Annotated in this window: 18 protein-coding genes; 8 read left to right on the top strand and 10 right to left on the bottom strand. The window is 64.0% G+C overall.

Going from position 1 to position 21,824, the window contains the following annotated elements:
* Positions 1-386 precede the first annotated feature (386 nt).
* Positions 387-1,724, bottom strand: coding sequence for an ammonium transporter (locus N7650_RS13915; RefSeq protein ID WP_037058946.1), 1,338 nt, complete (start codon positions 1,722-1,724; stop codon positions 387-389).
* Between the two features lie 40 nt (positions 1,725-1,764).
* Positions 1,765-2,103 carry a P-II family nitrogen regulator gene (gene glnK / locus N7650_RS13910; protein WP_002555808.1) on the bottom strand — a complete coding sequence of 113 codons (339 nt, stop codon included), beginning with the start codon at positions 2,101-2,103 and terminating at the stop codon, positions 1,765-1,767.
* A gap of 416 nt (positions 2,104-2,519) precedes the next feature.
* On the opposite strand from glnK, the gene N7650_RS13905 reads away from it, so the two are divergent.
* The 3 genes from N7650_RS13905 to dmeF all read left to right on the top strand — a co-directional run bounded on the left by N7650_RS13905 (position 2,520) and on the right by dmeF (position 4,131).
* Entirely contained in the window at positions 2,520-2,783 is a 264-nt protein-coding gene (locus tag N7650_RS13905; protein ID WP_009395804.1) for an accessory factor UbiK family protein, read from the top strand.
* A gap of 158 nt (positions 2,784-2,941) precedes the next feature.
* Positions 2,942-3,217 carry a metal/formaldehyde-sensitive transcriptional repressor gene (locus N7650_RS13900; protein WP_009395812.1) on the top strand — a complete coding sequence of 92 codons (276 nt, stop codon included), beginning with the start codon at positions 2,942-2,944 and terminating at the stop codon, positions 3,215-3,217.
* An 8-nt stretch (positions 3,218-3,225) separates the two neighbouring features.
* Positions 3,226-4,131 (top strand): CDF family Co(II)/Ni(II) efflux transporter DmeF, encoded by a 906-nt coding sequence (gene dmeF, locus N7650_RS13895; RefSeq protein ID WP_279898703.1) that lies wholly within the window; start codon positions 3,226-3,228, stop codon positions 4,129-4,131.
* A 340-nt stretch (positions 4,132-4,471) separates the two neighbouring features.
* On the opposite strand, the gene N7650_RS13890 is transcribed toward dmeF, so the two are convergent.
* Both N7650_RS13890 and N7650_RS13885 read right to left on the bottom strand, forming a co-directional pair.
* Positions 4,472-5,725, bottom strand: coding sequence for a type II toxin-antitoxin system HipA family toxin (locus N7650_RS13890; protein WP_279898702.1), 1,254 nt, complete (start codon positions 5,723-5,725; stop codon positions 4,472-4,474).
* Positions 5,715-5,963: a helix-turn-helix transcriptional regulator gene (locus tag N7650_RS13885; RefSeq protein WP_009395815.1), complete on the bottom strand. Its 249-nt coding sequence runs from the start codon at positions 5,961-5,963 to the stop codon at positions 5,715-5,717. The genes N7650_RS13890 and N7650_RS13885 overlap by 11 nt, the downstream gene beginning before the upstream one ends.
* 204 nt (positions 5,964-6,167) lie before the next feature.
* Between N7650_RS13885 and N7650_RS13880 the strand changes: the two genes are divergently transcribed.
* Positions 6,168-7,664, top strand: coding sequence for a YifB family Mg chelatase-like AAA ATPase (locus N7650_RS13880; RefSeq protein WP_279898700.1), 1,497 nt, complete (start codon positions 6,168-6,170; stop codon positions 7,662-7,664).
* A gap of 51 nt (positions 7,665-7,715) precedes the next feature.
* On the opposite strand, the gene N7650_RS13875 is transcribed toward N7650_RS13880, so the two are convergent.
* Positions 7,716-8,033, bottom strand: a complete 318-nt coding sequence (locus N7650_RS13875; RefSeq protein ID WP_279898699.1) for a DUF3077 domain-containing protein — start codon at positions 8,031-8,033, stop codon at positions 7,716-7,718.
* Positions 8,034-8,490: 457 nt separating this feature from the next.
* On the opposite strand from N7650_RS13875, the gene N7650_RS13870 reads away from it, so the two are divergent.
* Positions 8,491-9,909 (top strand): mechanosensitive ion channel family protein, encoded by a 1,419-nt coding sequence (locus N7650_RS13870; RefSeq protein WP_009395821.1) that lies wholly within the window; start codon positions 8,491-8,493, stop codon positions 9,907-9,909.
* Positions 9,910-9,948: 39 nt separating this feature from the next.
* On the opposite strand, the gene N7650_RS13865 is transcribed toward N7650_RS13870, so the two are convergent.
* Both N7650_RS13865 and N7650_RS13860 read right to left on the bottom strand, forming a co-directional pair.
* Positions 9,949-11,238 carry an FAD-binding oxidoreductase gene (locus tag N7650_RS13865; protein WP_279898698.1) on the bottom strand — a complete coding sequence of 430 codons (1,290 nt, stop codon included), beginning with the start codon at positions 11,236-11,238 and terminating at the stop codon, positions 9,949-9,951.
* 118 nt (positions 11,239-11,356) lie between these two features.
* Positions 11,357-12,847 (bottom strand): aldehyde dehydrogenase family protein, encoded by a 1,491-nt coding sequence (locus N7650_RS13860; protein ID WP_279898697.1) that lies wholly within the window; start codon positions 12,845-12,847, stop codon positions 11,357-11,359.
* A 131-nt stretch (positions 12,848-12,978) separates the two neighbouring features.
* Here N7650_RS13860 and N7650_RS13855 point away from each other — a divergent pair, with 131 nt between their 5' ends.
* Both N7650_RS13855 and N7650_RS13850 read left to right on the top strand, forming a co-directional pair.
* Positions 12,979-13,890, top strand: coding sequence for a LysR family transcriptional regulator (locus tag N7650_RS13855; protein WP_009395827.1), 912 nt, complete (start codon positions 12,979-12,981; stop codon positions 13,888-13,890).
* 83 nt (positions 13,891-13,973) lie between these two features.
* The gene (locus N7650_RS13850; RefSeq protein WP_279898696.1) at positions 13,974-15,350 is read left to right on the top strand and encodes a VOC family protein; all 1,377 of its coding nucleotides are present in this window, start codon (positions 13,974-13,976) and stop codon (positions 15,348-15,350) included.
* A gap of 91 nt (positions 15,351-15,441) precedes the next feature.
* On the opposite strand, the gene N7650_RS13845 is transcribed toward N7650_RS13850, so the two are convergent.
* Complete coding sequence (locus N7650_RS13845; protein ID WP_279898695.1) at positions 15,442-17,424, bottom strand: methyl-accepting chemotaxis protein; 1,983 nt, start codon at positions 17,422-17,424, stop codon at positions 15,442-15,444.
* 154 nt (positions 17,425-17,578) lie between these two features.
* Positions 17,579-18,523 (bottom strand): LysR substrate-binding domain-containing protein, encoded by a 945-nt coding sequence (locus N7650_RS13840; RefSeq protein WP_009395831.1) that lies wholly within the window; start codon positions 18,521-18,523, stop codon positions 17,579-17,581.
* 132 nt (positions 18,524-18,655) lie between these two features.
* On the opposite strand from N7650_RS13840, the gene N7650_RS13835 reads away from it, so the two are divergent.
* Complete coding sequence (locus N7650_RS13835) at positions 18,656-20,038, top strand: NorM family multidrug efflux MATE transporter (RefSeq protein ID WP_009395833.1); 1,383 nt, start codon at positions 18,656-18,658, stop codon at positions 20,036-20,038.
* 101 nt (positions 20,039-20,139) lie between these two features.
* Here N7650_RS13835 and N7650_RS13830 read toward each other — a convergent pair whose 3' ends face one another.
* Positions 20,140-21,804: a bifunctional diguanylate cyclase/phosphodiesterase gene (locus N7650_RS13830; RefSeq protein ID WP_009395834.1), complete on the bottom strand. Its 1,665-nt coding sequence runs from the start codon at positions 21,802-21,804 to the stop codon at positions 20,140-20,142.
* Positions 21,805-21,824 lie beyond the last annotated feature (20 nt).

The raw sequence follows: 21,824 nt of genomic DNA, 5'->3' as shown, positions 1-21,824 counted from the left end.
ATCACGTGTTGCCCATGATCGACAACGCCCGCCGCTACCCCTGGCGAACGCTGTGCAGGCCCTTCAGAGCCTGACCAAATAAAGAGCTGCCGGTTCAAATAACCCCGGTTTCGTCCCCGCCGATCGGCTCGCTCAACAGCAAGCCTAGCAAAGGGCCATGAAGTGTGTGAACAGGCCACCATCACCCCACGGCGCGCATTCTAGCGTGCCGGATGAAAAAGCAAAGTGCCTAAAACGCCCCGCAGACTGTAAGTTTTCCGCTGACAATCGGACAGCCTTTGCAACAAGAATGAACCTGCAGCGAAAAACCGTTTGCCTGCCGTGCGCAGAGCAAATCCAGGACAAAAAAATGCCCGGCAAGCCGGGCAAGTTTTTTTCTCGGCGGGTTACAGGTTGTAGCCACGCTCGTTGTGTTGAGCCAGGTCGAGGCCGACCGACTCTTCTTCTTCGTTCACACGCAGGCCCATCACTACATCCAGCACTTTCAGGATCACGTAGGTGACGATGGCGGTGTAGATCACGGTGAAGCCGACGCCCTTGGCCTGGATCCAGACTTGCGCGCCGATGTCGGTCACGGTGCCGAAGCCGCCCAGGGCCGGTGCGGCGAACACACCGGTAAGGATTGCACCGACGATACCGCCGACGCCGTGCACGCCGAAGGCATCCAGCGAGTCGTCATAGCCCAGCTTGCGTTTCAGGCTGGTGGCGCAGAAGAAGCAGACCACGCCGGATACCAGGCCGATCACCAGGCCGCCCATCGGGCCGGCAGTGCCGGCGGCAGGGGTAATGGCAACCAGGCCAGCAACCACACCCGAAGCGATGCCCAGGGCGCTTGGTTTGCCGTGGGTGATCCATTCGGCGAACATCCAGCCCAGCGCAGCGGCGGCAGTGGCGACCTGGGTCACCAGCATGGCCATGCCGGCAGTGCCGTTGGCAGCAGCAGCGGAACCGGCGTTGAAGCCGAACCAGCCGACCCACAGCATCGCCGCGCCGACCAAGGTGTAGCCCAGGTTGTGCGGAGCCATCGGGGTGGTCGGGAAGCCTTTGCGCTTGCCAAGTACCAGGCACGCCACCAGGCCGGCGATACCGGCGTTGATGTGCACCACGGTGCCGCCTGCGAAGTCCAGCACGCCCCAGTCCCACATCAGGCCGCCGTTACCGGCCCAGACCATGTGCGCGATTGGCGCATAGACCAGGGTGAACCAGACGCCCATGAACACCAGCATCGCGGAGAACTTCATGCGCTCGGCGAATGCACCGACGATCAACGCCGGGGTGATGATCGCGAAGGTCATCTGGAAGACCACGAAGACCGCTTCCGGGAAGGCCGCCGTCAGGCTTTGCGGGGTCACGCCGGCGAGGAAGGCCTTGGAAAGGCCGCCGACGAAGGAATTGAAGTTGGTGACGCCTTGTTCCATACCGGTGGTATCGAAGGCCAGGCTGTAGCCGAAGACGACCCACAGCACGCTGATCAGGCCGGTGATGGCGAAGCATTGCATCATCACCGACAGCACGTTCTTCGAACGCACCATGCCGCCGTAGAACAGCGCCAGGCCGGGGATGGTCATGAACAGCACGAGGGCAGTGGCAGTCAGCATCCAGGCGGTATCGCCGGAATTGAGCGCAGGAGCCGCAGTGGCCGCAGCGGTTTCCTCGGCCAGCGCGACAGCTGGCATCACGAGGGACAAAAGGGCTCCTAGCCCTGCGAATTTACGCAGAGTCATGTTGTTTTCTCCTGGGGCGTTGGGTTTGGGGCGGCTTTTGTTAGATCGCGTCGGTATCGGTTTCGCCGGTACGGATGCGGATAGCCTGTTCCAGATTCACCACGAAAATCTTGCCGTCACCGATCTTGCCGGTGTTGGCGGCCTTGGTGATGGCTTCGATGACCCGGTCCAGATCCTTGTCGTCGATGGCGACGTCGATCTTGACCTTGGGCAGGAAGTCGACCACGTACTCCGCGCCGCGATACAGCTCGGTGTGACCCTTCTGCCGACCGAAGCCTTTGACTTCAGTGACAGTGATGCCCTGCACGCCGATTTCGGACAGCGACTCGCGCACATCGTCCAGTTTGAACGGCTTGATGATGGCAGTGACTAGCTTCATGAAACTCTCTCCCGAATAGGTGGACTTGCCCCAGGAAAACAAACCCGACTCAAGTCTAAGCGCAGTGCCTGGGCTTTGTAACGTTTCGTCAGCCTTTAATCCGTAGGGCTGACTGGCGAAACCGGCACCAGGCAACAAACTTCGTGTCATCGCTCCGCCTGAGCACTGCCTCGTCCTGGGACTGCATCAGTGCATGGGTCACGATGGTCTTAGCAGAAACAGTGCCATGTCAGGGAAACCTGCGGATTACAACGACTTGGGGGGAATATCCTGTCTTGGCCAGTAGCCAGCAGACAAATGGACGCACTACAACGGTGCGCAACATCGGCGAGACATGTTCAAAAAGTGTGCAGTAAGAGGTGGCCAATCGCCCGTGCTACACTGCCCGCCCTCTTTTCGAAACAGGAGCGTCCGACATGCTCGCGCCCAAAGCCTTTCTCGATGCCCTGAGCGACCAGGCCTCGCGCCTGTTCAGCAATGACCCCACGCAACCGCGCAGCGAGCTGGAGAGCCAGTTCAAGGCGCTGCTGCAAAGCGGCTTCAGCAAGCTCGACCTGGTCAGCCGTGAAGAATTCGACAGCCAGATGGTCGTCCTGGCCCGCACCCGCGCCCGCCTCGAAGCGCTGGAAGCCAAGGTCGAAGCACTCGAAGCCCGCCTGAACCCCATCACCAGCGAGTGATGTTCCCGGTTGCCGACCGGCGCGCCCCTGCGCTGGTCTTGCGGCCAACCCTCCTGCCTTTTCCGCTGCTCGTCCCGGCCTTCGTTCGCCTGTCGCTTGTATAGGGGGAGGGGGTATGCAATGCTGCACCCCATCCGATAGGCAGGGGGGGTATAGCCATGTCACACACCCACGTGAAAAAGGACGCGCTGCTCAAGCGCGTGAAGCGCATCGCCGGCCAGTTGCAGGCGGTGGAAAAGGCCTTGGAAGAAGGCGCCGACTGCGGCAAGACCCTGCACCTGGTGGCGGCCACCCGTGGCGCGATGAACGGGCTGCTGGAGGAGATCATCGAAGACCACGCCCGCGAGCATGTCGCCAACCCCGAGCTAAGCGACGAAGAGCGCGCCCGGGGCGTGGAAGAACTGCTCGAAGCCATCCGCCGCTATTCGAAGTGAGCACCGTCATGACCGAGCACACGCACGACCATCAGTTTCTCGGCTCCGCCCATGACCAGAACGCTCGCCGCACCTTGTGGGTGGTGATTCTCACCCTGGTGATGATGGCGGCCGAAATCGCCGCCGGCTACATCACCGGCTCCATGGCCTTGCTGGCCGACGGTTTCCATATGGCGACCCATGCCGGGGCGCTGGGTATCGCGGCGGCGGCCTATGCCTACGCGCGGCGGCATGCGGGCAGCTCTCGCTACAGCTTCGGTACCGGCAAGGTCGGCGACCTGGGTGGCTTCGCTTCGGCGCTGATCCTTGGCATCGTCGCGCTCAGCGTCGGCGTCGAATCGACTATCCGCCTGTTCCAGCCGGGCGAGGTGCAGTTCGACATGGCGATCTTCATCGCCGTGATCGGGTTGCTGGTCAATATCGCCAGTGCGCTGCTGCTTGGGCATGGCCACAATCACGACCATCATCATGAGCATGGCCACGACCACCCTCATCACCACGACAACAACCTGCGTTCGGCCTACCTGCATGTAATCGCCGATGCGCTGACGTCAGTGCTGGCGATCGCCGCGCTGCTGGCCGGGCGGTTCTTGGGCTGGGTGTGGCTGGATCCGCTGATGGGGATTGTCGGGGCACTGGTGATTGCCCGCTGGTCATGGAGCTTGATGAAGGTCACGGCCGGAGTGCTGCTGGACCAAACGGACGAGCATGTCGCCGAAGAGATTCGCGAGCTGGTGGAGAAGCCGGGGGATGCACGGATTACCGACCTGCACGTCTGGCGGGTCGGGCCGGAGGCGCATGCGGCGATTGTCAGCGTGGTAGGCAAGGCCGGGGTGGACCTGGCGAGTATCCGGCAGCGACTGGTGCCGGTGCATGAGGTGCGGCATTTGACCGTTGAGGTGCAAGCGGGGTGAGAACGGCCCTGCCAATTGCATCGTATATAAGACATTTCGTAGCAAAGACCGTGAAATGACTCCTATACGATGCAATTCCAGGCTGTACAACATCCATTGGTGCGGCGCGAACCCTGTGTGGCGGGTTCACCCGCGATTGCGATGGTGAATTCACTACCGCAATCGCTGGCAAGCCAGCTCCCACAAGGTCCACGCCGGGCACGAATGCTGCGGTTGACCCAGAACCCTGTGGGAGCTGCGGTTCGGCGCTCCGACTTGCCAGCGATGAGGCCATCAGCCTCACCGTGGATCCGGCGAGGTACCCGGCCCCTGTGGGGGTTTACCCGCGATTGCCTCTCCATCACTTTTTAACCTTATCAACGACCTTGGCCCGCTTCTCCGACATCAAGCTGCGGGCCACACCAGTGTTCCAGGCATCCAGCATCCTGGTGCCGATCAGTTCGAATTGCGGGTTCTGCCCGAGGTACTCGAGCATTTCCTTTCGAGCATCGCTGATACCGTCAGCGATCTGCTGCAGGGTCTGTTCAACGACCCGCTCGGAAAACCCGCACGTCACGCGTCCGAACTGAGCCAGCCGCTTATGCTTTGGAAACGCCTTACTCCCTTCCATCATCAGCGCCATCATGTCCTGCGGGCTGTAGGGCGTGGTGGTGACGATGTCATAGGCAGGGGCCAGCTTGATCACGGCATCCTCGCTGGTGCTGTCGTACATGAGCGCAAAATTCTTCATGTGAGCGTCGCCGCCTTGCACCGCCGCCGACAGGGCCACACAACGAAAATACTGCAGCAATGACGCCTGACGCAGCGATGGCTCGACCCACGTATTAATCTGTCGCACGCCACCTTCATAACTGCCGTCGTACTTGCGGTTGGCGCCCCAGCCGTTGAGCACGCAGAAGTCTTCAAGGCCCAGATAGCCCTGCTCGCCGATATCGAATCGCTCGACGATCAGAAACTTGCCGCCGTTGCTCAATTGAAATCCGGGCACCTCCAAACCAGCCAGCTTGGCGGCTCGCATGCAGAAGAACTCATTCGCGGCCAATTCAGGGTAATCCTCATCGCGCCAGGCCTTGACGATGTGCGTCGCTCCCCGGTGCGTAACCCGCTCGACGCCTTCGACATCCTCGTCGCGCACAAGCACCTTCGGCTGCACCCCGGAAACGCCTGAATACTTGGCATATCTGGAAAGCAGATCCTCGAACAGCCCCTGCGCACCATCATGGACAAGCAGCTCATTGATGGAGGTGCCCGGCATCGAGCCTTCCGAATGACCTCCCACGATCACTCGCCCCAACTGGTGAGGGCCTACGATGCCCAGCAGATCGAGATCGTCGAAGCCATGGATGACCTTGGCGAACATCTGCTGCAGGCGGCTTCTGAGAAAGCCCTCGGGCAGGTTCATCTCGAAGATGGGATGCAGACCGCGCTCCCAAAGGTAGTCATCCCGGCGTACTGGCATCGTCAATGACACCGCCTGGCCTTCGGCCGCCGAATCGCGATATCTGAAGGACGTGGCGCCCGGTGTAGAGTCCGCGCGCGCCAGGCTGCCAACCTCCAAGCCCCTTACTGCCACGTTCAAGGCTTCATTGCTCATGGAAGTTGGCCTCTTTCAGCTGGTCCAGCGTTGGTCGCCGGCGCTGGGCGACAGCCGTCAGGGTATATCCAAGCATGTTGAGGATGGCCTCGACCTTGCGAATACCAATCTCGGGCACGGTATTGTTTTCGATCCCGGAAATGGTCGAGCGGCTCATGCCCAACTGGCTTGCCAGTTCTGACTGCGAAAGACCTTTCTGTTTGCGGAGGTTCTTGATGGTCCGGCCGATGGCTTCCATTTTTTGCACCGTATACAAGACATTTCTGGCTGAAGGCTAGCATATGACTTGTATAGCATTCATTCTGGGTATTAAGCGATCGTCGAGTTTCTACTGCTCACCCTCCGGACACACCAGGAAGTAATCTCCCCCAACCCGCCTCCGAACCCACCACTATCCTTGCAAAACCGCACGACGCGGCCCCGCATCGATCATGGAGCGTTCATGTCCCTCGCCATCGTCCACAGCCGCGCCCAGGTGGGGGTGCTGGCGCCGCCGGTTCTTATCGAAGCCCATCTCGCCAACGGTTTGCCGACCCTGACCCTGGTCGGATTGCCTGAAGCCACGGTCAAGGAAAGCAAGGACCGGGTGCGCAGTGCGATCGTCAATTCCCGGTTGGAATTCCCCCAGAGGCGGATCACCCTCAACCTCGCGCCCGCCGATCTGCCGAAGGACGGCGGGCGCTTCGACCTGGCGATTGCGCTGGGCTTGCTGGCGGCCAATGGGCAGTTCACCCAGGCGGCGCTGGACAAGGTGGAGTGTCTCGGCGAGCTGGCGTTGTCCGGGGCGGTCCGGCCGGTGCAAGGCGTGCTGCCTGCGGCACTCGCTGCCCGCGATGCCGGGCGGGCGCTGGTGGTGCCGAAGGCGAATGCCGAGGAAGCCTGCATGGCGTCGGGGCTGGAGGTGTATGCGGCGGACAATCTGCTGGAGCTGGTCGGGCATTTCAGCGGGCAACAGCCGTTGATGCCGTATCAGCCTAACGGGCTGTTGCTCAGTCCCCGGCCCTACCCGGACCTGAGCGAAGTGCAAGGGCAACTCGCGGCGAAGCGGGCGCTGCTGGTGGCTGCGGCGGGGGCGCATAACCTGCTGTTCACGGGGCCGCCCGGGACGGGGAAAACCCTGCTTGCCAGCCGCCTGCCCGGGCTGCTTCCGCCGCTGGATGAACGCGAAGCGCTGGAGGTTGCGGCGATTCAATCGGTTGCGAGCCCGAAGCCGCTGGACTGCTGGCCACAGAGGCCTTTTCGACATCCCCATCACTCTGCTTCCGGGCCTGCATTGGTCGGAGGAGGGTCACGTCCGACGCCCGGCGAAATCACCCTGGCCCACCACGGCGTGCTGTTCCTCGACGAACTACCCGAGTTCGAGCGTCGCGTGCTGGAGGTGCTCCGCGAGCCACTGGAGTCAGGCGAGATCGTGGTCGCCCGGGCGCGGGACCGGGTGCGCTTCCCCGCTCGCTTCCAGCTTGTTGCAGCAATGAACCCCTGCCCCTGTGGCTATCTCGGCGACCCCACCGGTCGCTGCCGCTGCAGCAGCGAACTGGTGCAGCGCTATCGCAACAAGCTGTCCGGCCCGCTGCTGGACCGGATCGACCTGCATCTTACCGTCGCCCGTGAAGCCACGGCGCTCTCTCCCGGCAGCGAAGACGGCCCCGACAGCGCCACCGTCGCCCGCCAGGTAGCCATCACCCGTGAGCGCCAGCAGCAACGGCAAGGCTGCGCCAATGCCTTCCTCGACCTGCCCGGCTTGCGCCGGCATTGCAGGTTATCCACAGAGGACGAGCGATGGCTGGAACATGCCTGCGAACGCCTGACCCTGTCGCTGCGGGCAGCGCATCGGTTGCTCAAGGTAGCGCGGACGTTGGCGGATCTCGAAGAGGTCGAGGATATCCGGCGGGAGCATCTGGCGGAGGCGTTGCAGTATCGGCCGGCGGGGCAGGAATGAGGGCTGCCGATGTTGGTGTCGAGAAACGACGCCTTGCTTCATATTCGTGCCCTACTCCCGCCTGTCGCTACTACTACAAACAAACCCCGCCAACACCGAATCCACCAGCGCCTTGGCCATCTCCGCTTGCTGAGCGATACCGACGACCAGGGCGTGATCGTTGGCGGTGAGGTGCTCAGCGGCATCGCAGGCAGACGCCCGCAGGCAACTGAGCAACAGACAGGCGTGGACCAGCGCGTCTTCTGCGCAGATTTCCTCGCTGACGTTGAACATGCACTTGCCGCTGAAATCGTGAGGGCCAAATGGCGTGCCGCTGGTTTTGAAACGGGAAAAGTCGAAGGGCGGTGGATCGGGGACGGGCTTTTTCATGGCACAACTCCTATTGCAGTTGAGCTGACACCGATACGCTGCGAAACGGAGGGTGGCAGCTGTACGTGGGTTCGCAGACCGGGCAATAGGAACCGGCGCACCCGAAGGTGCCCCACGCACAGCCGCCATCAAGGAGACGCCTCTCGAAAAGAGAACGAAACTAATGACAAGCCATGTCTATTGCTTCGAGCTGCGACACCCGATCGCTGCAACATGAAGGTCTGAGATTGGGTTCGCAACAGAGCAACAGGCCACGCAGTATGATTCAGAAGCGTCTGACAGAAAACGGCCACAGACCATTGTGAAATCTGTTGTTTCGAATGACATTTGAGATCGCATCGCTGGCAAGCCAGCTCCCACAGGTACGGTGCACGCAAGTCCCTGTGGGAGCTGGCTTGCCAGCGATGAGGCCATCAGCCACACCACACCCACCCAAGGCCCAACTCCCGAGACTCCCATGCCCTACCCTCTCCTGCTCGGCGCCTTCCTCCTGCTTCTCGACCTGCTGCTCTGGCGCGCCATTCCCGTGGAACGGCGCAACTGGCGCACCGCCGCGCGGGTCGTGGCCTTCCTGCTGTTCACCGGGGTATTGCTGAGCGCCGGCATCAGCCCGCTGCAACCGCCGCCCTGGCCCGAAGACCTGGCCCGCAACCTGCTCGCCACCGTCCTCGAGATCACCTGGTGGCTGTTCGCCGCGCGCACGCTGACCGTGGTGATCGGCCTGATGCTGATCGCCCGCAGCGGCCACACCGGCCGCCTGCTGCAGGACGTCCTCGGCGCGGTTATCTTCCTGGTTGCCATCGTCGCCGCAGCCGCCTACGTGATGCAGCTACCGGTCAAAGGCCTGCTGGCAACCTCGGGCGTGATGGCCATCGTCATCGGCCTGGCCTTGCAGAGCACCCTGAGCGACGTGTTTTCCGGCATCGTCCTCAACACCACCCGCCCTTACCAGATCGATGACTGGATCAGCATCGACGGCACCGAGGGCAAGGTGATCGATATCGACTGGCGCGCCACCCGCCTGCTCACCGGCAACGGCAGCATGGCGGTGATTCCCAATTCGGTGGCGGCCAAGGCCAAGCTGCTCAACTTCAGCCGGCCCAACGATGTGCATGGGGTGTCCATCAGCGTGGTCGTTCCCGCCAGCGTGCGCCCGCGCAAGGTGCTCGATGCCCTGGAGAAAACCCTGCAAGGCAGCAGCGCCCTGCTGGCAGTGCCCAAGCCCAAGGCGACGATCAAGGCGTCGACCCTGGAGTCGGTGGAATACGAGGCCAGCGGCTTCGTCGCGGCGATGGACCAAAAGACCACCGTGCGCAACCAGATGTTCGACCTGGCCCACCGGCACCTGGTGGCTGCCGGGGTGATCTGGAACCCGGAAAACGACACCCGCCCCTGGAGCCGGCAACGCAGCCTGCTGGAAGACGTGCGCATCTTCCGCGCCCTGAGCAGCGAGGAAAAGGACAGCCTGAGCCAGCGCATGATCGCCGTCGAATACCCGGCGGACCAGGTGATCCTCGGCGTCGACGAGGCCTCCGATCATGTATTGGTGATCGGCACAGGCGTGGTGTCGGCGGCGGTCCATGATGGCGAGAAACTGCTGGAAGCCGGTCGCATGGGCCCGGGCGAAGTACTTGGCGTCGAAGGCTTGCTGGACGAAGCCACCTCGGCGGCGGAGTTCCGCACCCTGACCAGTTGCCTGCTCTATCGCATCGACAAGGCCGAAGTGAAGCAATGCCTGGAACAGCGCCATGAAGTGAAGGACGCCCTGGGCAAGCTGCAGAGCGTCCGCGAGCAGAACAGCCAATCACTGTTGTTGCAGAAGCCCGCCGCGATCAAGAAAGGCGGCTTCCTCAACTGGCTGCAGCGCAAGCCTTGAACCTCGGTATCGACGCTCCTACCTGGACCGCGCAAGCCTTCAGAGCACCACCCGCAGGCACTGCCCGGCGTGATACAGCGAGAACCCGGTTTCATAGAAGCCGGTGCGCAGCGCCGGTACCGCCACCGGCTTCATCGGCGAGAATGGGATCGGCAGCGCGGCGGGATCATCCTGCATCAGGAAACGGGCAAACGCCTTGCCGATCACCGTACCGGTGGTGTTGCCGCGGCCGTTGTAGCCGGTGACGGCAACGATGCCCGGCGCCGGTTCGAACAGGCGCATCAGGTGGTCCGGGGTGAAGTCGATGCAGCCGGTCCAGTGCATTTCCCATTCGACCTTGCCCAGTTCCGGGAAGTAATGGCCCTGGATCCTGTCGGCCCAGCGGCGGATGAACCATGACGGCTTGTTGTCCACCCGGCCGAGGCTGCCCAGCAGCAACCGGCCCTGGTCGTCGCGACGGATACTGCTGAGCACGGTGCGGGTGTCCCAGGAGCCCTGGCCATGCTTGAGCACGTTGTCGGCGGCGGCGCCGTGCAGCGGTACCGAGGCGACCTGGTAGTAATAGCCGCGGAAAAAATGCTTTTGCAGATCGGTCCAGTCACCTTCGGTGTAGGCGCCGGTGGAGATGACCACTTTCTCGGCTTCCACCACGGCTTTCGCCGTCTTCACCTGCCAGCCGCGGCTGCCGTTGCGTTGCAGGCCTTGCACCGGGGAGCGCGTGTGGATGCGCCCGCCCAGGCGCTCCACCGCTTCGGCCAGGCCGCGGGTGTAGGCCATTGGATTGATGGTACCGGCACGGCGGTCCAGCAGGGCGGCGGAGATCTGCCGGGTGCCGCAGTAATCCTCGCAGCGGGCTCCGGTGAGCAGTTCCACGTCGGCACCGCGACGGGTCCATTGCGCGTGGCGGGCCTGCAGGTCGGCGACACCGGTAGCGTTGTGCGCCATGTGCAGGGTGCCGTCGTTATGCGCCTGGCAATCGATGCCGAGGCGCTGGATCAGGGCGAAGACTTCCGCAGGGGCCTCGCCCAGCACCTTGTTCAAGCGACTGCCCTGCTGCAGGCCGAGGGTGGCTTCGACATCGTCGGGACGGATCCAGGTGCCGGCGTTGACCAGGCCGACGTTGCGGCCGGAGCCGCCGTGTCCGATGTCGCGGGCTTCGAGGAGGACCACCGATTTGCCCTGTTCGAGCAGGTGCAAGGCGGCGGAAAGACCGGTGATGCCGCCGCCGATGATGCAAACGTCCGCGACCGCATCGGTGCTGAGAACCGAAGCGGGGGCCGCAGGCGGGGTGATGTGTTCCCACAAGCATTGTTGACGCAGGTCAGGCATGGGTGGGGTCCCCGGAGCTGGTATTGATCTTGTTATGTCTCAACCTGAAAAAGCATCGCTGGCAAGCCAGCTCCCACAGGGACCGTGGCGGTCCTGCAGGAGTGTGCTTGCTTGCGAATCAGTCGAACACGATGCCCTGGGCCAGCGGCAACTCCCGGGAGTAGTTCACGGTGTTGGTCTGCCGGCGCATATAGGCCTTCCAGCTATCCGATCCGGATTCACGGCCACCGCCGGTTTCCTTCTCGCCACCAAAGGCCCCGCCGATCTCCGCGCCACTGGTGCCGATGTTGACGTTGGCGATCCCGCAGTCGCTGCCCGCCGCACTCTGGAAGCGCTCGGCCTCGCGCAGGTCGGTGGTGAAGATGCACGAGGACAGGCCTTGCGGAACTTCGTTGTTCAGGCGCAGGGCCTCGTCGAAATCATCGTAGGCCATTACATAGAGAATCGGCGCGAAGGTCTCGTGGCACACCACCTCGGTCTGGCCCGGCATTTCCACGATGGCCGGCGCAACGTAGTAGGCATCCGGATACTGATCGGCCAACTGACGCTCGCCACCAAAGACCTGGCCGCCTTCGTCACGGGCACGGGCCAGCGCGTCCTGCATGGACAGGAACGAAGCCTTGTCGATCAGCGGACCGACCAGGTTGCCCTCGCGCGGGTCACCGATGCGGACCTTGGCGTATGCGGACTTGACCCGCGCCACCACTTCGTCCTTCACCGAACGATGCACGATCACCCGACGCAGGGTGGTGCAACGCTGCCCCGCCGTACCGACGGCACTGAACAACACGGCACGCACGGCGAGATCGAGGTCGGCGCTGGGGGCGAGGATCATGGCGTTGTTGCCGCCCAGTTCGAGAATGCTGCGACCGAAGCGTGCCGCGACCCGAGGACCGACCTCGCGGCCCATGCGGGTGCTGCCGGTGGCACTCACCAGCGGCACACGCGGATCGTCCACCAGCGCCTGGCCAGCATCACGATCACCGATGATCACCTGGCTCAAGCCGGCAGGCGCATCGCCAAACCTGCCCAGCGCTTTCTCGAACAGCGCCTGGCAGGCCAGGGCCGTCAACGGCGTCTTCTCGGACGGCTTCCACACCACGGCATTGCCGCAAACCAGCGCCAGCGTAGTGTTCCACGCCCACACCGCCACCGGGAAGTTGAAGGCGCTGATAACACCGACCACGCCCAGCGGATGCCAGCTTTCACGCATATGGTGCCCGGGACGCTCGGAGGCGATGGTGAGGCCGTAGAGCTGGCGCGACAGGCCGACGGCGAAGTCGCAGATGTCGATCATTTCCTGCACTTCGCCCAGGCCTTCCTGGGTAATCTTGCCGGCTTCCACCGATACCAGCTCGCCCAGTTCCGCCTTGTGTTCACGCAGCACTTCGCCGAACAGCCGGACCAGCTCGCCACGGCGTGGCGCCGGGACATTGCGCCAGGCTTCGAAGGCCTGCTGTGCCTGGGCGATCTTCGCGCCCACGGACGCCGCTGGCTCCAAGTGCACCGACGCGATCAGGCTACCGTCGATCGGGGTATGAACGGGATGGTTGCCCTTGGTGTAGGCGCTGGCCGGGACACCCAGGCGGTCAAGCAGTCCATCAACCATTTTGTTCTCCTGCAAGGCGGTGAAAGGTTGTAATCGTGGTTGAGGGTCAGTATTAATCCGATCACTCTAGCGCCACAAACGACCTTTATTCCGCACATCATTCCGTCAGGTAATGACCTGGAGCTACCGTAATGTCCAAGCGCCTGGTGCCGTCGATGGCCGCCCTGCAATGCTTCGAAGCCGCCGCCCGGCACTTGAGCTTCACCCGCGCGGCCGAGGAGCTGCACCTTACCCAGAGCGCAGTGAGCAAGCAGGTGGCGCAACTGGAGGACATGCTGCGCCATCACCTGTTCCTGCGCATTCGCCGCCGCCTGCAACTGACTCCGGCCGGCGCGCTTTATCTGGCCGAGGTGAACAAGATCCTCACCCAGGTGGATATGTCCAGCCGCTACATCATGTCCTACGGCGAGCAGACTGAAGTGCTCAAGGTCGCCACCCAGCCCAGCTTCGGCGTGCGCTGGCTGATTCCGCACCTGAAGGGCTTCGGCAAGCGCTACCCGAATATCCATTTGGATATCCGCAACGAGATGGAGCCGTTTTCCCTGCTCCAGGCCAAGGCCGACGTGGTGTTCTTCTACGGCCAGGGTACCTGGCCGGGGGCGACCTGCATCGAGCTGTTCGGCGAGGAGGTGCTGCCGGTGTGCGCGCCGGACCTGTTGCAGGGGCGCAGCCTGGAGGACGCCAGCGAGCTGTCCGGTTTCGTCCTGCTGCAAAGCACCACCCGCCCGGAAGCCTGGCACGAATGGTTCCTCGAACAGGGTCTGCATTCGCCGAACAGCTATCACGGACCGCGCTTCGACACCTTCCATATGTGCCTGAGCGCAGCCCAGGCCGGCTGCGGCGTGGCGCTGGTTCCGGGCTACCTGGCCGAAGCCGATATCGCCGAGGGCAAGCTGGTGGTGCCCTGGGCGCATCGCATGCGCAGCAACGGCGCACATTTCCTTGCCTTCTCCGAGCACGCCGCCGAGGTGCCCAAGGTGCGCTGCCTGGTGGACTGGATCAGCGGACAGGTGGCAGCCGAAAATCAAGAATCCAAGGAATGACTGCTCGACTTTTTTTCGCTTGAAGTCGATCAGCATTCCTCGCTTTCATGTACAGGCCTCGATCACTCATCAGGAAGCCCGCGATGCCCGCAGAAGATTTCGTCAGCCCGGACCATATCCGTGCGCGGTTCTCCGCCGCCATGTCGTCAATGTACAAGGAGGAGGTTCCGCTCTACGGCACGCTGTTGAAGCTGGTGAGCGAGGTCAATCGGCAGGTGCTGGAGATGCGCCCGGAAGTTGCCGAGGCGTTGCGCTGGACCGGCGAGATCGAGCGACTCGACCAGGAACGCCACGGCGCCATCCGCGTCGGCACGGCAGCGGAGCTGGCGACCATCGGCCGCCTGTTCGCGGTGATGGGCATGCATCCGGTGGGTTACTACGACCTCAGCAGTGCCGGCGTGCCGGTGCACTCCACCGCATTTCGTCCGGTGCACGAGCAGTCGTTGCATACCAGTCCGTTCCGGGTCTTCACGTCACTGCTGCGCCTGGAGCTGATCGAGGATCCGGCCCTGCGTGAACTGGCCGGGTCTATCCTGGAAAAGCGCCAGATCTTCACCCCGCGCGTCGTGCAACTGATCGAACGAAGCGAGCGCGAGGGCGGCCTGAACGAAGCCGATGCCCAGGCGTTCGTCGATGAAGCCCTGCATACCTTCCGCTGGCATCACGAAGCCACGGTCACGGCGCAGCAATACCGGCAATTGCACGACCAGCACCGTCTGATCGCCGACGTGGTGGCCTTCAAGGGGCCGCACATCAATCACCTGACCCCGCGCACCCTGGATATCGACGCGATCCAGCTGGGCATGCCGGCCCACGGCATTCCACCCAAGGCGGTGATCGAAGGGCCGCCGCGCCGCCGGCATCCGATCCTGTTGCGCCAGACCAGCTTCAAGGCTTTGCAGGAGGCCATTGCTTTCCGCGATGCCGAAGGCAGCCATACCGCGCGCTTTGGCGAGATCGAACAGCGCGGCGCGGCGCTGACGCCCAAGGGGCGGCAACTCTATGACCAGTTGCTGGACGCCACCCGCGAAGCCCTGGGCGGAGCGCCGGCAGAGAGCAATGCCGATCGCTACATGAGCCTGCTGGCCGAGACGTTCCAGGCATTTCCGGATGATCTACGGCAAATGCGCGAGCAGGGGCTGGCGTATTTCCGCTACTTCCCGACCGAGAAAGGGCTGGCGGCGCAGGAGCGCCCGGGCACGCTGGAGGCGCTGATCGAGGCGGGGCATGTCCACTTCGAAGCGTTGGTCTACGAAGACTTCCTGCCGGTCAGTGCGGCGGGGATCTTCCAGTCCAACCTGGGCGATGACGGGCAGGCAGACTATGGCAGCAACGCCAACCGGGAGGCGTTCGAGCAGGCGCTGGGCATGGCGGTGCAGGATGAACTGGCGTTGTATGCCGAGAGCGAAAAGCGCTCTATCGAGGCCTGCCTCAAGGCCCTGAACCGGCTTGAGCTCTGAGGTTGTCAGGCCTGGCCTCATCGCTGGCAAGCCAGCTCCCACAGTGTGGGAGCTGGCTTGCCAGCGATGAGGCCAGAATGAACCAAGAGACTTAGTGGCGGACGCGGAAGCGGTCCACCTCCTGGCGCAACTGTCCCGCCAGCCCTTCCAGTTGGCGTGCCGTGGTGGCGAGATCGTTCGCCACTTCTCGCTGGTCATGGTTGGTCGAGGCAATGCTTTGCAGATTGCTGCTCAGCACCGTCGCGGTAGCACTCTGCTCCTGGGTCGCGGTGGTGATCACGGCAAACTGCTCCCCGGCACTGCGGCTTTGTTCATCGATCCTTGCCAGCGCTTCCGCGACCCGGGCATTGCGCTCCAGCCCTTCGCGCATCAGGCGGTTGCCCTGCTCCATGGTGCTGATGGCGTGCCCGGTCTGCTGCTGCACGCTGTCGATCATCGAGGAAATTTCATCCGTGGCCTGGCGCGTCCGTGCGGCCAGGTGTCGGACCTCATCGGCAACCACCGCAAAGCCGCGCCCTTGCTCTCCGGCCCGGGCCGCTTCGATGGCAGCATTGAGGGCGAGCAGGTTGGTCTGCTCGGCAATCGAGGTGATGGTGCCGACGATGCCGCCGATGTCCTGGGAACGGGCACCGAGGATATCGATGACCCTGGCGGTATCGCCCAGGGATTCGGCGATCTGCTGCAACGAGGTCGAAGCCTCGTCCATCGAGGCACGGCCAATCCGCGTCTGCTGGGCGTTGTCCCGGGCCATGCGCTCGGTATTGCCCATGCTGTCGGCGATATTCGCTGACGTTGCGCTGAACTCCTCCACCGCACCGGCCATGCTGGTGATCTCGCCGGACTGCCGGTCCATGCCATCGCAGGCACCTGCCGAGAGATCGGCCAGGGCATGGGCGCGCTGCCCTACCTGCTGCGACGCCTCGCGGATGCGCAAGACCATGTTCGCCAGTGCCTCGCCCATATGGTTGAAGCTGGCGGCGAGCTGGCCGATTTCGTCCTGGCTGGTGACCTGCAGGCGCACGTCCAGGTCACCCGCACCCAGCGCCTCGGCCTGGTGCACCAGGTCGCTCAGCGGCCGCAGCTTGCGCCGCAACAGCCACAGCGTGGCGCCCACGGCCAGCAGCATCGCCAGCAGGCTGCCGATGGCCAGGCGGGTGCCGACACTCCAGGTCACCGCGCGGATTTCCGTTTCCGGCATGCTCGCCAGCACGGTCCAGGGGCCGCCGGCGAAGGGCATGGCGACGCTGTAGAGGTCTTCCACGCCATCGTTCCAGAAGCGCCCCTCGCCTGGTTTTCCGACAAAGCCGGCAGCCTCCGCAGCAGCCTGTTGCAGGTCGGTCACACCCGCCGGCGGCACCAGCCAGCGGCCTTGCTCGTCGAGCAGGGCAAGGGAGCCGGTCTGGCCGATGCGGAAGCGCTTGAGGTTGTCGAACTGGTTTTTCTGCGCGTCGGTGTAGTCGAAGCCGACGAACAGGATGGCGATGACCTGGCCGCCAGCGTCACGCACCGGGGTGTATTGGGTCATGTAGAAGCGGTCGAACAGCAGGGCGCGCCCGACATAGGACTGGCCGGCCATGATCCGCGCGTAGGCCGGGCTCTGGCGGTCCAGCAGGGTGCCGATGGCGCGGCTGCCATCCTGCTTGGTCAGCGAGGTGCTGATGCGTACGAAATCATCGCCGTTGCGCACGAAGATCGTGGCGACACCCGCTGTCATCTGGCGGAATTCATCCACCTCGCTGAAATCGTTGTTCAACGCCTGGCCGTCGAGGTACAGGCCCGGGGTGGCGACACCGGCGACTGGAATGGACGTCCCTGGCTGCACCGCGAGACGGTTGAAACGCTTTTCGAACAGCCCGGCCAGGCGCTGCGTGCTTTCCCGCAGCGAGTCATGGAAGGTACCGAGCTGGTCGGCCAGCAACCGGGCCTCGCTGGTGAGGTGTTCCTGGCGGGTGACCAGGTTGGCGTGGTCGAGGGAGCGCAGGGCGAACAGGGTACTGCCGCTGATCACAATGGCGAGCACGACGGCGAGCGCAAGGCCGAGCTGCGAAGCAATCCGGGCACGAGGTCGAGACATGAAAACTCCTGGCTGAGCGAGGCCGGGACCATCCAGATCACCGGGGGGGCACGAAGGGGCAGGGAAACATGGGCCTCATGGCGGGCCCTTGAGTGCATCATCGGCGGCGCCGCTCGATACTTGAGTGCTGAGCACGGTTATTTTGCGCAAACGGTCATTCGCCGCTGTTAGCCGCATTTATCCGCAGCATTTCCACATCTGGCAACTGCATCGCCCGCGCTTCGCCCTGCAGGAAGTCGCTGAGCCGGCGCAAACGCTCGCCGCCCGGACGGGTGCGCGGCCAGACCAGGTAGTAGTCCAGCCCGCTGGCCACCGCCGCCGGCCAGGGCAGGCTGAGCCGCCCTTGCGCCACGTCCTCGGCGACCATCAGCAGATCGCCCATGGACACGCCGTAGCCCCGGGCTGCGGCGATCATGCCCAGTTCCAGTGTGTCGAACACCTGCCCGCCCTTGAGCGAAACCTCGTCGGTCAGGCCCATGCGTGCCAGCCAGGTGCGCCAGTCGCGCTTGTCCGGGGTCGGATGCAGCAGTTCGCAGGCGGCGAGCTTTTCCACGTCCCAAGGGCCGTCCTTGAGCAGTTCCGGTGCGCCTACCGGCACCAGCCATTCGGAAAACAGGCAGCTCACCTCCCAGTCCGGGGGAAAGTGCCCGTCGCCCAGCAACACGGCGCAGTCGAAGGGCTCCTGGTTGAAATCGACGTGATCCACATCCATCCAGGCGCTGGTCAGTTGCACCTCGTTGCCCGGCTGCAGATGACGGAAGCGGCTGAGCCGCGCCAGCAGCCAGCGCATGGTCAAGGTCGAAGGTGCTTTCATGCGCAGCACACCTTCCTCGCTGCGCAGTGTGCTACAGGCCCGCTCCAGGGCGCCGAAGCCTTCGCGCACGCCGGGCAACAGCAAACGCGCCGCCTCGCTCAGTTGCAGGCTGCGGCCATTGCGAATGAACAGGCGGCAGGCGAAATGCTCCTCCAGGGTGCGGATATGCCGGCTGACCGCGCTCTGGGTGATGTTCAACTCATCGGCGGCGCGGGTGAAGGAACTGTGCCGCGCGGCAGCCTCGAAAGCGCGCAAGGCATAGAGCGGCGGTAGGCGACTGGACATGAAGAACCTCCTCGGGCACGCATCTTCGCATGAGTTTTACTCATGCAAATGATCGTTTTTATCCTTTTGTGCACAATCGCGCAAACACCGAGAATCAGCGGCTTGTCCCTTCATCATTCAAGGAATCCGACCATGCAGGCGGCGCCAACCCATGAACTCAAGGCACTGCTGCGGCTGGCGGGGCCGCTGATTGCCTCGCAGTTGGCGCATATGCTGATGCTGCTCACCGACACCCTGATGATGGCCAGGATCAGCCCCGAGGCCCTGGCCGGCGGCGGGCTGGGCGCGGCCAGCTATTCGTTCGTGTCGATCTTCTGTCTGGGCGTGATCGCGGCGGTGGGCACCCTGGTCGCGATCCGCCATGGCGCCGGCGACACCGAGGGCGCCACCCGCCTGACCCAGGCCGGGTTGTGGCTGGGCTGGATCATGGCGGTGGTCGCGGCGCTGGTGCTGTGGAACCTCGAGCCGGTCCTGCTGCTGCTCGGGCAGACGCCAGGCAACGTCGAGAACGCCGGTCATTTCCTGCTGTTGCTGCCCTTCGCCCTGCCCGGCTACCTGACCTTCATGGCCCTGCGCGGCTTTACCAGCGCGCTGGGACGTTCATCGCCCGTGATGGTGATCAGCCTGGTCGGGACGGTGGTCAACTTCCTGCTCAACTACGCGCTGATCGAAGGAATGTTCGGGCTGCCGAAGCTGGGGCTGGTAGGCATCGGCCTGGTCACGGCGGTGGTCGCGAACTGCATGGCGGTGGCGCTGGCCTGGTATATCCGCCGGCATCCGGCCTATGCGCCCTACCCGATCCGCAGGCACCTGGCGCGGCCTTCCATGCCCGCCCTGCGTGAACTGTGGCGGCTGGGGCTGCCGATTGGCGGGACCTATACCGTGGAAGTCGGCCTGTTCGCCTTTGCCGCGCTGTGCATGGGCACCATGGGCAGTACCGAACTGGGGGCGCACCAGATCGCGCTGCAGATCGTGTCCACGGCGTTCATGATTCCGGCGGGGTTGTCCTATGCGGTGACCATGCGCGTCGGCCTGCACTATGGCGCCGACCGGCTGCTGGCCGCTCGGCACGCCGGGCGGGTCGGGATCGGCTTCGGCGCGGCGGTGATGCTTGGGTTCTCGGTGCTGTTCTGGCTGCAACCCGAGGCGCTGGTCGGGTTGTTCCTCGACCTGGAGGATCCGGCGTTTGCCGGGGTGGTGCAGCTGGCGGTGAGCCTGTTGATGGTGGCGGCGTGGTTCGAGCTGTTCGACGGGATCCAGACGGTAGCCATGGGCTCGATCCGCGGATTGAAGGATGCCAAGACCACCTTCCTGGTGGGCCTGTGCTGCTACTGGCTGATCGGCGCGCCGGCGGCCTGGGTGATGGCGTTTCCGTTGCAGATGGGCGCGGTCGGGGTGTGGTGGGGGCTGGCCCTGGGGCTGGCGTTTGCGGCGGTGAGCCTGACGCTGGCGTTCGAGTGGCGGATGAAGCGGATGATGGGTGGGGTGGGGCTGGGGGTGCCGGTTCGGCCCTGAGATGGGCTTTGTTCTTCAGGGCTCTATCGCTGGCAAGCCAGCTCCCACAGGGATCGCATAAGCTGTGGGGGCTGGCTTGCCAGCGATGAGGCCCTCAGGATTTACAAAGCAACCGGCCTTTGCGCGGCATTCAGCAGCAGGAACTCCACCAGCGGCTCGATCGCCAGCGGCTTGCTGATCAGGTAGCCCTGCACCTGGTCACAGCCGAAGCTGCGCAGCAGGTCCAGTTGCTCCTCGGTCTCGACACCCTCGGCAACCACCTCCAGATGAAGGTTGTGCGCCAGGTTGATCATGGCGTGCACCAGCTTGCGGTTTTCTTCCCGGCCTTCCATGCCGCCGACGAAGCTGCGATCCACCTTGAGCAAGGCGATCGGCAGGCTGTTGAGGTGAACGAAGGACGAGAAGCCCGTACCGAAGTCATCCAGCGAGAAGCGCACGCCCAGCCGTCCCAGCGCGTCCATGGTCTGCTTGACCAGGTCATTGCGGCGCATTACCGCCGTTTCGGTCAGTTCGAATTCCAGCCAGCGCGCATCGACACCATGCTGGACGATCAGGCGGCTCAAGGTTGCCAGCAACTGGCTGTCCTGGAACTGGCGGAACGACAGGTTCACTGCCATGTGCAGCGGCGTCAGCCCGCGCTCGCGGAGAATCTGCATATCGCGCAGGGCCCGGGAAATCACCCAGTAACCCAGGGGCACGATAAGCCCGCTCTGCTCGGCCAGCGGCACGAATTCGCTGGGCGGCAACAGCCCGCGTTCGGCATGGCGCCAGCGCACCAGGGCTTCGAGCCCGACGATACGGCCTTCTTCCAGGTCCAGGCGTGGCTGGTAGTGCAGCTCCAGTTCGTCACGGCGCAGGGCACGGCGCAGCTCGCCTTCGAGATCGGCGAGGCTGCGGGCGTTGCGGTTAATCCGCTCGTCGAAGATGTGGTAGGTACAACCATGCACGCCCTTGGCCTGCTGCATGGCGATATGCGCATGCCACATCAGCGGGTCGGCACCGGCCTGGGCACGGGCGTGGGCCACGCCGAGGCTGCAACCGATCAACAGGCTCTCGCCGTCGATCCAGTAAGGCTCGGCCAGCGCCTCGACGATCCGCTCGGCCACGCGCTCGGCGCGCTGCGGTTCACGACGGGTATCGATCAGCAGGGCGAACTCGTCGCTGCCCAGGCGCGCCACACGGTCGCCGGCTTCCAGCTGGCTCTTGAGCCGGCCGACCACCTGCAGGATCAGGCGATCGCCGCCCTGGTGCCCAAGGGCATCGTTGGCATGGCGGAAGTTGTCGAGATCAAGGTGGCCCAGGGCGACGCCACGCCCTTCGTTCTCGGCCAGGCGCGCGGTCAGCAGGGTCTGGAAACCCTGGCGGTTGGCGATGCCGGTCAGCGGGTCTTCCTCGGCCAGGCGCTGCAAGGTGGCTTCCAGCACACCCCGCTCGCGGACATGGCGCAGGCAGCGGCGCAAGGTGTCGCTGCCCAGTTGGCCGCGAACCAGCCAGTCGCTGACGCCCGGCGGAGCCTTGGCCGGCTCCAGGTCCAGCAGCAATACCATCGGCAGATCACAACGCCCTGGCGCGGGCTGGCGGCCCGGCGTGGTCAGAACCACTGCGTTGCGGTCGCGGGCGAACAGGCTGTCCACCGACTCCCAGCTCGGCGCCGTCAGCAATACCGCGGTGCCCGCCAGCGGCGACAAAGCCTCGCCGAGGGCAGCAGCCCACTCGGGCTCTTCGGCCAGCAGCAGCAAACGCAACGGTTCGGCAGGCGTAGACAAGCTCTCTCCTTAGTTGGCAG

Origin of the sequence: Pseudomonas sp. GD04058 (assembly GCF_029836855.1) — a bacterium.
Taxonomy (GTDB): Bacteria; Pseudomonadota; Gammaproteobacteria; order Pseudomonadales; family Pseudomonadaceae; genus Aquipseudomonas; species Aquipseudomonas bharatica.
This window is presented reverse-complemented; position numbering and strand designations above follow the sequence as displayed.

Bases quoted from the DNA above. Each gene is read 5' to 3' on its own strand.
- N7650_RS13915 (WP_037058946.1), bottom strand. From the start codon at position 1,724: ATGACTCTGCGTAAATTCGCAGGGCTAGGAGCCCTTTTGTCCCTCGTG.
- N7650_RS13865 (WP_279898698.1), bottom strand. From the start codon at position 11,238: ATGCCTGACCTGCGTCAACAATGCTTGTGGGAACACATCACCCCGCCT.
- N7650_RS13900 (WP_009395812.1), top strand. From the start codon at position 2,942: ATGTCACACACCCACGTGAAAAAGGACGCGCTGCTCAAGCGCGTGAAG.
- N7650_RS13880 (WP_279898700.1), top strand. From the start codon at position 6,168: ATGTCCCTCGCCATCGTCCACAGCCGCGCCCAGGTGGGGGTGCTGGCG.
- N7650_RS13875 (WP_279898699.1), bottom strand. From the start codon at position 8,033: ATGAAAAAGCCCGTCCCCGATCCACCGCCCTTCGACTTTTCCCGTTTC.
- N7650_RS13870 (WP_009395821.1), top strand. From the start codon at position 8,491: ATGCCCTACCCTCTCCTGCTCGGCGCCTTCCTCCTGCTTCTCGACCTG.
- N7650_RS13835 (WP_009395833.1), top strand. From the start codon at position 18,656: ATGCAGGCGGCGCCAACCCATGAACTCAAGGCACTGCTGCGGCTGGCG.
- N7650_RS13855 (WP_009395827.1), top strand. From the start codon at position 12,979: ATGTCCAAGCGCCTGGTGCCGTCGATGGCCGCCCTGCAATGCTTCGAA.
- N7650_RS13885 (WP_009395815.1), bottom strand. From the start codon at position 5,963: ATGGAAGCCATCGGCCGGACCATCAAGAACCTCCGCAAACAGAAAGGT.
- N7650_RS13840 (WP_009395831.1), bottom strand. From the start codon at position 18,523: ATGTCCAGTCGCCTACCGCCGCTCTATGCCTTGCGCGCTTTCGAGGCT.
- glnK (WP_002555808.1), bottom strand. From the start codon at position 2,103: ATGAAGCTAGTCACTGCCATCATCAAGCCGTTCAAACTGGACGATGTG.
- N7650_RS13850 (WP_279898696.1), top strand. From the start codon at position 13,974: ATGCCCGCAGAAGATTTCGTCAGCCCGGACCATATCCGTGCGCGGTTC.
- dmeF (WP_279898703.1), top strand. From the start codon at position 3,226: ATGACCGAGCACACGCACGACCATCAGTTTCTCGGCTCCGCCCATGAC.
- N7650_RS13890 (WP_279898702.1), bottom strand. From the start codon at position 5,725: ATGAGCAATGAAGCCTTGAACGTGGCAGTAAGGGGCTTGGAGGTTGGC.
- N7650_RS13860 (WP_279898697.1), bottom strand. From the start codon at position 12,847: ATGGTTGATGGACTGCTTGACCGCCTGGGTGTCCCGGCCAGCGCCTAC.
- N7650_RS13845 (WP_279898695.1), bottom strand. From the start codon at position 17,424: ATGTCTCGACCTCGTGCCCGGATTGCTTCGCAGCTCGGCCTTGCGCTC.
- N7650_RS13905 (WP_009395804.1), top strand. From the start codon at position 2,520: ATGCTCGCGCCCAAAGCCTTTCTCGATGCCCTGAGCGACCAGGCCTCG.